Source organism: Allobosea sp. FG18 (assembly GCF_057809495.1).
In genome coordinates this window covers 118,722-131,902 of the sequence record NZ_JBMDKB010000019.1, presented here as the reverse complement: position 1 = coordinate 131,902, position 13,181 = coordinate 118,722, and the positions used below count along the sequence as shown (strand labels likewise).

Genomic DNA, 13,181 nt, shown 5'->3' with positions numbered 1-13,181 from the left:
TGACTTAGGGATGAAAGGATGACTCCAGAAATAACCTACGTCAATATAAAAATAGCAGCACGAATCGAAAGGTTCAGTTGATGCCATCCGCCCTGAGGCAAGAAAATAGCACTGCATCTTTCTCGACACCAAAGGGGAAAGACGAATTTACTATTATAAAGTTCGAAGCCGGCGAAGCTTTGAGTGAATTATTTACGTATAATGTCGAGGCGGCCAGCAAGACTGAGAATGCCGACCTGCAAAGCATCATGAGCGAGAAATGCGCGATCAAGTTCACGCTCAAGAACAAGAGCGAGCGCGTCCTGAACGGCACGCTGGTCGACGCGCAATGGCTCGGCAAGCAGGATGATCTCTACATCTACCGCTTCACGCTCAAGCCCTGGCTCTGGCTGCTCTCGCAGCGTGCAGACTGCCGGATCTTCAAGAACAAGACCGCCTTGGACATCATCAAGGAGATCTTCAAGAAGGAGGGCTCGGCGAGCTTCGACGACCGCACCAGCGAGACGCTCCAGCCGATCGACTACTGCGTTCAGTACCGCGAGACCGATCTCGATTTAGTGCTGCGGCTGATGGAGCAATACGGCATCTACTACTATTTCAAGCACAGCGACGGCGACCACAAGCTGGTGCTCTGCGATTCCCGCTCCGGCCATGACCAGGTCCAGGCCGCGGCCGAGCCGAGCTTCCAGGGCGACGCCTCAGGCTACGCCTTCGTGCCGCAGGGAAACCGCTTCCCGCGCAGCGCCGTCGAGCACCTGACCCAGTGGTCGACGATCCGCCGCCTGCGCACCGGCAAGTTCGAGCTCAAGGACTATGATTTCGAGAAATCGGAATCCGATCTCACGGCCCGCGCCGAGGAAGGCTTCCCGAAGGCCAAGTCCTACGAGGCCTACGACTACCCGGCCGCCTACACCAAGCGCGACCAGGGCGAGCATTTCGCCCGCGTGATGGCGCAAGCCGAGCAGGCGCAAGACGACCGCCGCTATGCCGGCGGCGACGCCGCGAGCCTCTATCCCGGCGCGCTGATGAAGCTCATCGACCATCCGACCGGCGCCGAGAACAGCGAATACATCGTCGTCCGCGCGACCCATGCCTATGGCATCCAGAGCTATCGCTCCTCGGGGCGCCGGGACGAGGCGCTCTATCACGGCTCCTACGAGCTCCAGAAGAGCGACAAGCGCTTCCGCGCGCCGATCGTGACGCCCCGCCCGACCGTCTACGGGCCGCACACTGCCAAGGTCGTCGGCGAGAAGAACAAGGGCGAGGAAGGCGATATCGACGTCGACGAATATGGCCGGATCTGGCTGCGCTTCCACTGGGACCGCGAGGACGGCTCGACCTCCTGCCGCACCCGCGTCGCGCAGATGTGGGCCGGCAAGGGCTGGGGCGGCCAGATCATTCCCCGCATCGGCCAGGAGGTCATCGTCGAATATATCGAGGGCAATCCGGACCTGCCGCTCGTCGTCGGCGCCGTGGTCAACGACCAGCACAAGCCGCCCTACGAATTGCCGGCGAACAAGACCCAGTCCGGCCTCAAGTCGGAATCCACCGACGGAGCCGGCTTCTCCGACACCTATAACGAGATCAAGTTCGAGGATCGCAAGGACCAGGAGGTCCTGGAGATCCGAACCGAGAAGGATCACAAGATCACGGTCAACAACATCGAGACCCGCGATATCGGCGAGCGCTACGACGGCGGCGGCTATTCGCGCGAGACCACGCTGAAGAAGGGCGACGACAAGCTCGACGTCCAGAACGGCAAGCTCGACATCGAGGCGCTCCGGGAGATCAATCTCAAGGTCGGTGAGAGCACGATCAAGATGACGCCCGGCAGCATCGAGATCAAATCGCCGACCATCACGATCCATAGCCAGGCCAAGACGGAGGTGAAGAGCGATGGCATGCTCGTCATCAACGCCCCGATGGTGAACATCAACTGACCACGTAGACCCATCACGACAGAACGGCCGGAGCCTCCATGTCACGCCTGCGCTTCAGCACCGCCCGCGAAGTGTTCGAGACCTACCCCTCGGCCCATCAGGCCGTCACGATGGCGCCGACCACCGAGCCGCCGCTGGCTTTCCTCGGCCGGCTCGTCAGGGGTCCGGCGCCGACGGAGGCAGCGAGCTTCTGCGCCTTCCTACTGCCCCGGCGCGAGACGGTGTGGTGGGCGCTCCAGGCGGTTCGTTCCATGCAGCCACCCGGCACGCAGGACCCCGGCCTTGCCGCCGCCGAAGCCTGGGTGCGAGAGCCCGGCGACAAGACCCGCTTCGAGGCGCTGCGACAAGCGCAGGCCGGCGACAGCGCGCGACCCGGCACCTTCGTCGCCTGGGCTGCCGGCTATTCCGGCGGCAGCATGTCGGAGAGCAACCCGATCCCGACGCCCCCGGACCTGACCGCGAAGATGGCCCGGATCGCAGTGCTCAACGCGATCAACCGCCTGCCGGCGCGCGAGCGCGACGGCGCATTGCGCACCTGCGTCGAAGCATGCATTCGTTTGGCTGAAGACGATGCCGGCAAGCGCTGATACCTCGACCCAGGCCGGAACGGGACGTCCGCGATGGCGCTGACACTGACGATCGAGAACGAAACCTCGCTGCCCGATGGCGGCCCGCTCAGCGTGACCACCAGCGGCGGGCGCGGCCTCGACATCGGGCGCGACCAGCATCTCGACTGGGCGCTGCCGGACCCGTCGCGCGCCGTCTCCGGCCGCCATTGCGAGATCCGCTTCCGCGACGGCGGCTGGTGGCTGCGCGACATCTCGACCAACGGCACCTTCGTCAATGGCGGCGAGCACCGCGTGCAATCGCCCTACCGGCTCCAGAACGGCGACAGGCTGGAGATCGGCCACTACATCATCGCGGTCGCCATCGCCGACGAAGCCGGGCAGGCCTCCGGCGCAGCCGCCCCGCCCCCGCCTTATGCGGCCCAGCCGGAATCGCTGTGGGCTCCGAGCGAAGACGCCGCCCCGCCGATCGCGCGCCGCGACCTGATGCCACCGAACCACGCCAAGCCGGTCCACGCGGGCTTCATCGACTGGGCCGCCGATATTCCGGCTCCGAGCACCGACCCCGCTCCGCCACCGGCACGGGATTGGTCGCCGTCTGCCGCGCGGAACGACGAATTCGCCTGGGCGCCCCTCCAGCCGCAGCCCCTTCCGCCGGAGGAGCCGGTCGCACCGATTCCGACCCCGCGCCGTCCGCCGACGAGCAGTCTCGCCAGCGCCAGCCCATGGGACGAGCCCGCCGAAGCTGCGGTTCCGCCCGAGGCACCGGTTGAGCAGGCTCCCGAGCCTGGCTTCATGCCACCGCCCTTCCCGGCCGAGCCCGCGCCGCAACCGAATGCCCCCGCGCCGATCTCGATGGGCGAGTTCATGCAGCGCTTCGCCAAGGGCGCGGGCGTCTCGCCGCAGGCCCTCGCGACGCAGGACCCCGGCGCCTTCGCCGAGCAGCTCGGCGGCCTGATGCGGCTGATCGCCGAGGAGCTGAAGGGGCTGCTCGCCGCCCGCGCCGAGACCAAGCGCATCGCCCGCAGTACCAGCCAGACGATGATCCAGGCGCAGGACAACAACCCGCTGAAATTCTCGCCGACCGTCGACGATGCCCTGCAATTGATCTTCGGCCAGCCGCGCAGCGGCTATCTCGACGCCAAGCGTGCCTTCGACGAGAGCTTCCGCGATCTCAAGGCGCACCAGATCAAGACCTACTCGGCCATGCAGCACGCGCTGAAGATGCTGGTCGAGGACCTCGATCCGCAGGCGATCAACGAGGCGACGGCGCAGGATGGCGGTCTTGGCGGCCTGATCGGCTCGCGCAAGGCCAAGATGTGGGAGGCCTATGTCGCCCGCTGGGACGCCAAGACCGCGCCTTACGAGAACGGCCTCGTCGACGCCTTCATGATCTATTTCGCCGAGTGCTACGACCGCGGCGGGAAGTAGCCACGCTCTCCTCTCAAGGTGTCATCCCGGACAAGCGGCAAAGCCGCGCCGATCCGGGATCCATACCGGAACATTCATCGGAGAGGCTCAGGCATGGATCCCGGGTCTTCGCTTCGCTGCGCCCGGGATGACACCGCTGGATCAGCGCCGGGCGGGCCGGGCTCAGCCCTTCGCCGCGACCGCGGTGATCTCGATGGCATAGCCGGGCGAGGCCAGCTTCGCTTCGACGGTCGCGCGGGCAGGCGAATGCCCCTTTGCGACCCACTTGTCCCAGACCGCGTTCATCTCGCCGATCTTGCTGATATCGGTGAGGAAGATCTGGACGCTGAGGATGCGCTCCTTGCGGCTGCCGGCCTGCGCCAGCGTGTCCTCCAGCAGCGCCAGCACCTCCTCGGTCTGCTCGGTCAGCGAGGCGCCCTCCGTCTTCTCGGCGACATGGCCGGCGAGGAAGATGATGCCGTTGAAGATGGCGGCGTCGCAGTAGCGAGCGGCCAATCCGATGCGTTCGATGGTCATGGTCTTGCGTCCTGTCGCGGGAGAAATGGCGCAGCTCGCTTGGCCCGCCAATCCCGCCCGGTCAAGCCGGCGGCAGCGCCAGGATCTCCTGGATGGCGCGCGGCTGGAGCTGGCGCGGCGTGTCGTCCATCGCGACCTTGTAATAGCCGAGGATGCTGAGCTGCTCGTAGGTCGCCCAGATCGAGTCGTCCTCGAAAGCGGCCATCCGCTCCTCGAAATTCAGGATCATGCCGTATTCCATGCCGACGCCGCGCTCGATCGGCGGCGGGGTCGGCTTGCTGCGCTTCTGTGCCTCGGCCGCGGCGAAAGCGGCGAGCGCACCCGGCTGCCAGACCTGCTCATAGGCTGCAAAGATATCCGCGGCAGGTTCGCCCTTCCCTGTCAGCACCCTCCGGCAGGCATCGGCGAAGGCATCGGTCAGCCCGTTAGCCTCGGCCGCGGAATCGGCCTTGTTGTAGTCGGCCCGCAGCGGCTCGACATAGCCAAAGAGGTTTTCCAGCTGCCGCGCCGCCGGACCCGCCAGGAACAACCAGGGAAAAGCGCCGTCGATTGAGAGCTGGCCGGGCAGGAGATGCGCCGCCTGCTCGCCGTCATCGGCCCGGAAGAACTGGCGCACCGCCGCCGTGCAGCTGACATTCGGCACCGGCAGGATCGGCCGCTTGCGCCGGGCCGGATCACGGATAAGCGCCATGAAGCAGAGCGCCTCCGCGACGCGCCCGTTGCGGGCGAGCCCGTGGTTGAGCGCGCGCTTCTGGTCCGAGGACAGGCGCTGCACGATCTTGTGGCGGAAGCGCTCCTGCTTCGCCTCAACCCGGTCCGGGACCGTCCGCCTGCCCTTCGCCATCGCCCCTCGCAGCGAAAAAACGATTCCACCTCAGCGACTTCCGTCGCTTTCCTGAATCAATCTGCGATCAGCCGCCGATGATCACGGTCGGCAGGCCCATGATGATCTTGTTGGGTGGGCCCAGCGCTTCGATGATCGTGTCGCCCAGCCGGCAGGCCGGCAGGTTGTTGATCAGCACCGTCTGCGAGCCGTCGATGACCACGCCGAGGCCATGCGGCACCGGCGGCGGCACCGGCGTCAGGCAATTGTGAATGTCGGCACCCCCGGAGGCGCCGGTGATCATCGAGCCCATGCTGGCGGAAACGGCGTTCTTGGTCGCGATCTCGGCCGCGAGAGCGGCAGGCGCGCCGGGGGTTCCGGCGGCAGCCAGCGTCGCCGCTTCCGCCGCCTGCACCGTCGCATCGGCCGCGGCCTTGGCCGACTGGATCGCGGCGGCGGCCGCAGCCGGCACGCCGCGCCAGGCCAGCATGCCGCCGATGATCACGTTCATGCTGCCCGGTCCGGGCTGGAGCATACCCGGCAGCGGATGCAGCACCGGGTCCATGACGCGTGCGGCCGGTCCCTTGGGCATGCGGGCCTCCCTGCTCGAACGGACTCGTTCCTCTCAGCACTGCCGCGAAAATCGCTCCCCCGCATCCTTCAAGTCAATGACGGCGGTGCCTGAACGGCGCGCTAGCATTCGTTTGGTGACGCTTGGGGAGGACCCGTATAAGCTCGCCCAGCCTGCCTTCGAGTGAGCGAGACCGGAATGTCGTGGTACAGCAAGGTCGTCTGGTCGGAAGGGCTATTCCTCAGGCCACATCACTTCCAGCAGAGTGATCGCTATCTCGAAAACCTGCTGGAAAGCCGCGTCAGGACCATCACGCCCTATCCATGGGGCTTCTCGGTTCTGGAGATCGACCGCGACCTCGCCCAGCAGAGCCGCATCGGCCTGCGCCGCGCCGTCGGCGTGATGCCGGACGGCACCCCTTTCGCGCTGCCTGACAACAGTCCGCTTCCAGCCGCGATCGAGGTGCCGGAGAATGCGGCCGGCCAGATCGTCTGGCTCTCGCTGCCGCTCGCCGCCGCCAATACCCGCGAGGTCGAGAACACGCTGAACGGCTCGGCCAGCCGCTATGTCCCGGCGAACGAGATGCTGATCGATTCCACCGCCTCGCTGCGGACGGAAGAAGAGATCGACGTCGCCCATCCGCGCCTGACGCTGGAGCTGCGCAAGACCTCGAAGGCCGGTTATGTCGGCTTGGCCCTCGGCCGCATCCTCGAAGTGCGCGACCGCGCCATCCTGTTCGACGAGAAATTCGCCCCGCCGGTGCTGGTCTGCTCGGCCTACCCGGTGATCGAAGGCTGGCTCGACCGCGTCATCGGCTGGATCGACAACAAGCTGGAGGAGCTCGCGCGCTACGCCGCCGATCCGACGGCCGGCGGCGGCCTGCAGAGCGCCGATTATTTCGTGCTCCAGCTCCTCAACCGCAACATCCCCGTGCTCAAGCACATGCGCCGCTCGCGCTTCGTTCATCCCGAGCGACTGTTCTCGACCTTCCTGGCACTGGCCGGCGAGCTTGCGACCTTCACCACGGCCGAGCGCCGCGCCCGCGATTACCCGGCCTATGATCATGACGACCTGGAGAACTGCTTCGCCCCGGTGGTGCGCGATATCCAGGACTTCCTCTCGGCCAATCTCGGCCGCCGCGCGATCAGGCTGGAGATCGTCGAGCGGGCGCAGAACGCCTTCATGTCGACGATCCGCGACCGCAGCCTCGTGCGCAATGCGACGCTGGTGCTGGAAGTGGCGGCGCGCCGCCCGCTGACCGAGATCCAGGCGCAGTTCCCGCAGCTCTTCAAGATCGGCCCCAATACCAAGATGAACGAGATCGTCCATGCCCATCTGCCGGGCATCAATCTCGTCCATCTGCCGACGCCGCCGCCGCAGATCCGCGCGCTCACGGATCATGTATACTTCTATCTCGACCGCACCTCGCCGCTCTGGCCGGAGTTCAGCACGGCGAGTTCGATCGGCATGCATTTTTCCGGTGACTGGCCCGATCTCGAACTCGAGCTCTGGGCCGTTCTGGAGGGCAGGCGATGAGCGATCCGGGTTCGCCCTCAGATCCGTTCGGCCGCTCAGAGCGGACGATCATCAGGCCGAACCCCGGCGGGCGCCGCGCGCCCCTGCCGCCCGCTCCCGCCGCCCCGGCCGCGCCGCAGGCACCACAGCCCTACCAACCACCGCAGGTGCCCTCGCCCGGCGTTCCCGGCACCGGCGACGAATGGATGTCGCAGCCGGCGCCGATCCCGCAGCAGCGTCAGGCGCCGCCGCCTTCAGGCGGTGGCCAGTCCCTGCCGCGCCGCGACCAGCTCCTGACGCCGAACGCCAACCCACTGCTGCGCGCCGCCGGCCCGCTCCTGCTCCTGCTCGGGCGGATGCGCGCCAATCTCTCCAACGCCCCCTTCGCCCAGCTTCTCGGCCAGGTCGGCGAGACCATCGAAGCCTTCGAGCACGAGGTCCGCGCTGCCGGCGTCTCGGCCGAGACGGCGCAGACAGCGAAATACGTCATCGCCGCCACGGCCGACGATATCGTCCAGAACATCCCCGGCGACGACCGCCATGTCTGGACGCAATACAGCATGCTCTCGCGCTTCTTCGGCGAGCGCATCGGCGGCGTGCGCTTCTTCGAGATACTCGACAAGGCCAAGGCCGATCCGTCGGTCAATTACGACCTGCTCGAATTGATGCATGCCTGTCTGGCGCTGGGCTTCCAAGGCATCCACCGGACGTCTGCCGGCGGCGCCAACAATCTCCAGATGATCCAGCGCAACCTGTTCGAGACGCTGCGCCGGGTGAAGCAGCCCGATCCCGAACTGTCGCCGCGCTGGCGCGGACAGGCGATCGCGCAGGCCGTCGCCGGCTTCAAGGTGCCGGTCTGGTCGGTGGCGGCGATCGCGGCAGTGGCCCTGCTCGGCGTCTATTTCGTCTTCCGTGCGCTGCTCGCCGGCAATGCCGAAGCGGCCTCCACCGCCTTGCTCTCGGTCCATCCCAAGGGCGAAATCGGTATCATGCGCAAGGTCTTCTCGGCCCCGCCGCCGCCTCCCCCGCCTCCGCCGCAGCCGCCCAAGGTCTGCGCCGCCGTGCAGCCGCCGATCGTCTGCCTGGTGACGCCCAACGTCGTCATCGTGCGCCTCGTCGGCATCACCCTGTTCGAGCCCGGCCAGGCCGCCGTGCGTGCCGAGTTCCAACCGCTGATCGAGCGCATCGCCGCCGTGCTGGAACAGGAGGGCGGGGCCATCAAGGTCGTCGGCCACAGCGACAACGTGCCGATCCGCACCGCCCGCTTCCCGTCCAATCTCGCGCTCTCGCAGGCGCGCGCCAAGGCGGTGGGCGACGTGCTCATGACCAAGCTCAGCAAGCCCGACCGGATCACGACCGAGGGCAAGGGCGCCGACGCCCCGATCGCGCCCAACACCACCGCAGACGGACGCGCCCAGAACCGGCGCGTCGAGATCCTGATCCAGCGTCAGAACTAGGAGGGCGAAGCCATGAACCTCGCCACCTGGCTCCGCATCGTGGCCATCCTGATCGGCGCGCTCGCGCTCTCCGCGCTGATCTGGTTCGGCGGTCCCTTCGTCGCTTTCGGCGAGGTCCGCCCGTTCGAGTCTTTCTGGGTCCGCCTGCCGATCGCCGTGCTGCTGCTTGTCGGCGCGCTCGGCTGGATCGCCGTCATCGTCATCCGCCGCCGCAAAGCGACAGCAGCGCTGACCGAGGCGTTGGAAAAGGAAGAATCGACCGGCGACGGCGCCGCGCTCTCCAGCGCGATGAAGGATGCGCTGGCGACGCTCAAGAGCGCGCGCGGCAAGGGCGGCGACTATCTCTACGACCTGCCCTGGTACGTGATCATCGGCCCCCCCGGTGCCGGCAAGACAACGGCTCTGGTCAATTCCGGCCTGAAATTCCCGCTGGCCCGCGGCGCGACGCCGGCCGCCGTCGCCGGCTCCGGCGGCACGCGCTATTGCGACTGGTGGTTCGCCGAGGACGCGGTGCTGATCGACACCGCCGGCCGCTATACCACGCAGGACACCGACACCAAGGCGGAGAAGTCGAGCTGGCTCGCCTTCCTCGACCTGCTCAAGACCAATCGCCCGCGCCAGCCGATCAACGGCGTGCTCGTCGCGATCAGCGTCGAGGACCTGCTGACCTCCTCGCCCGAGGAGATCGCCGCCCATGCCGACGCGATCCGCGCCCGCCTGCTCGAACTGCACGAGCGCCTGAAGGTCGATTTCCCGGTCTATGCCGTCTTCACCAAGGCCGATCTGATCGCCGGCTTCAACGAGTTCTTCGGCCAGTTGACCGAGCCGCAGCGGCGCATGGTCTGGGGCCACACCTTCCAGACCGCCGACAAGACCCGCAACATGATCGGCGACGTGCCGCCGGAATACGACGCGCTGATCGAGCGGCTGAACGAGCGCCTGCCCGACCGCCTGCAGGACGAGCACAACCCGACGGCGCGCGCCCAGATCTTCGGGTTCCCGAGCCAGATGGCGACGTTGAAGCGCGGGATCGTCGATTTCCTGACCCGCGTCTTCGAGCCGACGCGCTACCACGCCAATGCGACTTTGCGCGGCTTCTATTTCACCTCGGGCACGCAGGAGGGAACGCCGATCGATCAGCTGATCGGTGCGCTCTCGCGCAATTTCGGTTCCGATCATGCCGGCGCCGCCTCCTTCTCCGGCAAGGGCAAGAGCTATTTCCTGACCGAACTGATCCAGAAGGTGGTGATCGGCGAATCCGGCTGGGTCTCGACCGATCTCGGCGCCGCGCGGCGCACGACCGCTTTGCGCATCGTCGGATTCGCTACCGTCGCGCTCCTCTCGCTCGCCGCGCTCGGCCTGTGGTGGACGAGCTTCTCGCGCAACAGCGATCTGATCACCGCGACCAATTACGGGCTCTCGGATTATCGCAGCGCCGCCGCGCCCGTGTTGCAGGAAACCACGATCTCGGACCGCAATTTCAGCCGCGTCCTGCCGCTGCTGCACAAGCTGCGGAACATGCCGGCGGGCTACGCGACGAAGAACGAGCCGACGCCGACCCTGGCCACCTTCGGGCTCAGCCAGCGCGACCGCCTGCAGAATGCGACCGAGATCACCTATCAGCAGGCGCTGGAGCGGATGCTGCGCTCGCGCATCATCTTCCGGCTGGAGGAGCAGCTCGAGGCCAACGCCAACAATCCCGGCTTCGTCTACGAGGCGCTCAAGGTCTACATGATGGTCGGCGGCCAGGCGAAGCTGGACCGCGAGCTTGTGACGTCCTGGATGCGGCTCGACTGGGCCGAGAACCTCTTCCCCGGCCCGGCCAATGCCAAGGGCCGCGAAGCGTTGGAAGAACACCTCGCCGCCATGCTCGAGCTCGATGACGGCACCGAAGAGCCGATCGTCAAGCTCAACCAGTCGCTGATCGAGCAGAGCCAGCGCACTCTGCGCCGCCTCAGCATCGCCGAGCGCGCCTATGAGCTCCTGCGCACACAATCCCGCAGCGAGAGCCAGAAGGACTGGGTGGTATCGCAGCGCGGCGGCTCCGATGTCCGCCTCGTCTTCGAAGGCGTCACCGGCGAGGATCTCGACCAAATCCGCGTGCCCTATTTCTACACCTATGACGGCTTCCAGAACGCCTTCATCGCCAAGCTCGGCGATATCGGCGACCAGATCGAGCGCGAGCGCTGGGTGCTGGGCGAAAACCTCGACCAGCAGGCGATTACCGCCCAGTACGCCACGCTCTTTCCCGACCTGATGAAGCTCTACAGCCGCGACTATGCCGCGAGTTGGCAGCGCATGCTGAAGCGCCTGAAGCTGCGGCCGCTCAATGCCGACAAGCCGCGCTATGTCGCACTCAGCGCCATCTCGGCCGCGACCTCCCCGTTCAAACAGGTGCTGGAGGCGCTCCGCGACGAGACACAGCTCACCAAGGAACGTCCCGACGCCAAGAAAGCGGTTGCCCAGGCTGCGGCACAAGCCGCCGCCGATACGCTGGCCCGGCGCGCCAGCAACGCGCTGAGCCGTCTCGGCGCCAATCTCCCGCTCGCGGCGCCCGGCATCGACCGTGTGCTGGCCGGCGGCGGTGCCGATACCGCGCTCGGCGCCGATATCGAGAGCCAGTTCAAGCCGTTCCACGTCCTGGTCGATGGCGATCTCGGCCGCCGGCCTGTGGACCAGCTCCTCCAGACCTTCTCCGAGATCAACCAGAACCTCGCCACCGCCGCGACCAATCCGGCGCAGTCGGCGGCGGCCAATGCGGCGCTGGTCCCGCTGATCGCGACCTTGCGCGCCAATTCCTCGCGCTATCCCGCGCCCTTCGACGGCATGGTGATCCAGGCGGTCAATGATTTCGAGGGCGACGCGACGGGCGCGACTGTCGCGCTGCTGCGGCAGGCCTTGGCCGAGCAGGTCACCCGCGTCTGCACCGAGGTGATGAACAACCGCTATCCCTTCACCAAGGCGAGCACCCGCGACGTGCCGCTCGCCGATTTCGCCCGGCTCTTCGCGCCCGGCCAGATCATGGACAAGTTCTACAAGGAGCGGCTGGAACCCTTCGTCGACACCTCCAAGCCGCAATGGAACTGGCGTGTCGACAGCCGCGTGGCCCGCGCGCTCTCGCCAACGACGCTGCGTGAGTTTCAGCGCGCCAGCGAGATCAAGGAGGCCTTCTTCCCGACCGGCGGCAACCTGCCCTCCTTCCAGATGGTGGTGACGCCGACCGCGCTCTCGGCCGATGCCGCCAATGCCAAGCTGGAGATCAACGGCTTCACCGTGACGAGCCAGCAGGGCGTCAACACGCCGACCCCGGTGATGTGGCCGGGCGGCGGCGTCGGCAAGACGGCGGTGACGCTGACGCTCGGCGGCAGCAGCAACAATTCCGGCGGCATGTTCAGCGGCGGCTTCTTCTCCTCCGGCCAGCAGGGCCGCGGCGCGCAGGGCGAGGCCAAGCTCTTCGAGAAAGAGGGTACCTGGTCCTTCTTCCGCCTGCTCGATGCCGGCTCGGTGCTGAAGCAGGGCGACAATGTCGGCTTCAACCTGAATGCCGGCGGCCGACAGGTCGGCTATTCCTTCGGCGTCGGCTCGCTCAAGAACCCACTGATCCTGCCGGCACTGCGGGAAATCCGCTGCCCGACCGGGATCTGAGCCTTGAGCTGCGGCCTCTTCGGCAAGCTGCCGGCCAAGCGCGACTTCATCGCGCTGAACGCCCCCTCCGGCTTCCTCGGAACTTATGAGAAATGGCTGCAGGGCGGCCTGACCGCGAGCCGGCTCGAGCTCGGCAATCGCTGGCAGGAGGCTTATCTCAACGCCCCGATCTGGCGCTTCTGGCTGGGCGGCGCCCATGGCGGACAGACGGTGGCGGGCGCCTTCATGCCCTCCGTCGACGGCGTCGGCCGCTATTTCCCGCTGACGGTCTTCGCCGCCGCCAGCCCGGGCGCTGCGATCCCGCCACCGGAACTCGACCCGCAGGACCGATGGTTCGAGGCGATCGAGGATTTCCTGCTTCAGGCGCTGGAACCGCAGGCGAGCTATGAGGCCGTGGCGCACCGCCTGACCGCCCTGCCCCTGCCCCACGACCATCATCTCGCCGCGCCGCCACAGGACATGGTCCGCCTCTCGGACGGCACGATCGTCAGCGCCGCGATCGCCTCGGGTTTCCCGGAGAGGCTGGCGGCCCTGCGGGTCGAGGACCATGCCCGCGCCTATGCCCATGCGTGTTATCTTTGGACCGTCGGCGGCCCGAATTTCGAGCCGCTGGCGCTGACCGGCCACGCCTTGCCCGACCCCTATCTCTTCGCCGGCCTGCTCACCGGCCGCTTCGACGGCCATCTCGCGCCCGAGCGCGCCGGATCATGAGGGCGA

Annotated in this window: 10 protein-coding genes; 7 read left to right on the top strand and 3 right to left on the bottom strand. The window is 67.0% G+C overall.

The window, feature by feature from the left end; all coding sequences use genetic code 11:
* The first annotated feature begins 80 nt into the window (after positions 1-80).
* From ACODTJ_RS20695 to tagH, 3 genes are read left to right on the top strand one after another with little or no spacing between them, the layout of a single operon-like run.
* Positions 81-1,940: a type VI secretion system Vgr family protein gene (locus ACODTJ_RS20695; RefSeq protein WP_488849745.1), complete on the top strand. Its 1,860-nt coding sequence runs from the start codon at positions 81-83 to the stop codon at positions 1,938-1,940.
* 38 nt (positions 1,941-1,978) lie between these two features.
* Complete coding sequence (locus ACODTJ_RS20690) at positions 1,979-2,527, top strand: DUF6931 family protein (RefSeq protein WP_454656568.1); 549 nt, start codon at positions 1,979-1,981, stop codon at positions 2,525-2,527.
* Positions 2,528-2,560: 33 nt separating this feature from the next.
* Positions 2,561-3,937, top strand: coding sequence for a type VI secretion system-associated FHA domain protein TagH (tagH, locus tag ACODTJ_RS20685; protein WP_454656567.1), 1,377 nt, complete (start codon positions 2,561-2,563; stop codon positions 3,935-3,937).
* Positions 3,938-4,099: 162 nt separating this feature from the next.
* Here tagH and ACODTJ_RS20680 read toward each other — a convergent pair whose 3' ends face one another.
* The 3 genes from ACODTJ_RS20680 to ACODTJ_RS20670 all read right to left on the bottom strand — a co-directional run bounded on the left by ACODTJ_RS20680 (position 4,100) and on the right by ACODTJ_RS20670 (position 5,868).
* Positions 4,100-4,453, bottom strand: coding sequence for a RidA family protein (locus tag ACODTJ_RS20680; RefSeq protein ID WP_336812475.1), 354 nt, complete (start codon positions 4,451-4,453; stop codon positions 4,100-4,102).
* A 61-nt stretch (positions 4,454-4,514) separates the two neighbouring features.
* Positions 4,515-5,297 (bottom strand): hypothetical protein, encoded by a 783-nt coding sequence (locus tag ACODTJ_RS20675; RefSeq protein WP_488849744.1) that lies wholly within the window; start codon positions 5,295-5,297, stop codon positions 4,515-4,517.
* A 67-nt stretch (positions 5,298-5,364) separates the two neighbouring features.
* A complete protein-coding gene (locus tag ACODTJ_RS20670) occupies positions 5,365-5,868 on the bottom strand; it encodes a PAAR domain-containing protein (protein WP_454656565.1) in 504 nt (167 codons plus the stop codon).
* Between the two features lie 177 nt (positions 5,869-6,045).
* Here ACODTJ_RS20670 and tssK point away from each other — a divergent pair, with 177 nt between their 5' ends.
* From tssK to tagF, 4 genes are read left to right on the top strand one after another with little or no spacing between them, the layout of a single operon-like run.
* Positions 6,046-7,383, top strand: coding sequence for a type VI secretion system baseplate subunit TssK (tssK, locus tag ACODTJ_RS20665; RefSeq protein ID WP_454656564.1), 1,338 nt, complete (start codon positions 6,046-6,048; stop codon positions 7,381-7,383).
* Positions 7,380-8,819 (top strand): type VI secretion system protein TssL, long form, encoded by a 1,440-nt coding sequence (gene tssL / locus ACODTJ_RS20660; RefSeq protein ID WP_454656563.1) that lies wholly within the window; start codon positions 7,380-7,382, stop codon positions 8,817-8,819. The genes tssK and tssL overlap by 4 nt, the downstream gene beginning before the upstream one ends.
* 12 nt (positions 8,820-8,831) lie before the next feature.
* Entirely contained in the window at positions 8,832-12,464 is a 3,633-nt protein-coding gene (gene tssM, locus ACODTJ_RS20655) for a type VI secretion system membrane subunit TssM (protein ID WP_454656562.1), read from the top strand.
* A gap of 3 nt (positions 12,465-12,467) precedes the next feature.
* A complete protein-coding gene (gene tagF, locus ACODTJ_RS20650) occupies positions 12,468-13,175 on the top strand; it encodes a type VI secretion system-associated protein TagF (RefSeq protein WP_454656561.1) in 708 nt (235 codons plus the stop codon).
* The last annotated feature ends 6 nt before the right edge of the window (positions 13,176-13,181 follow it).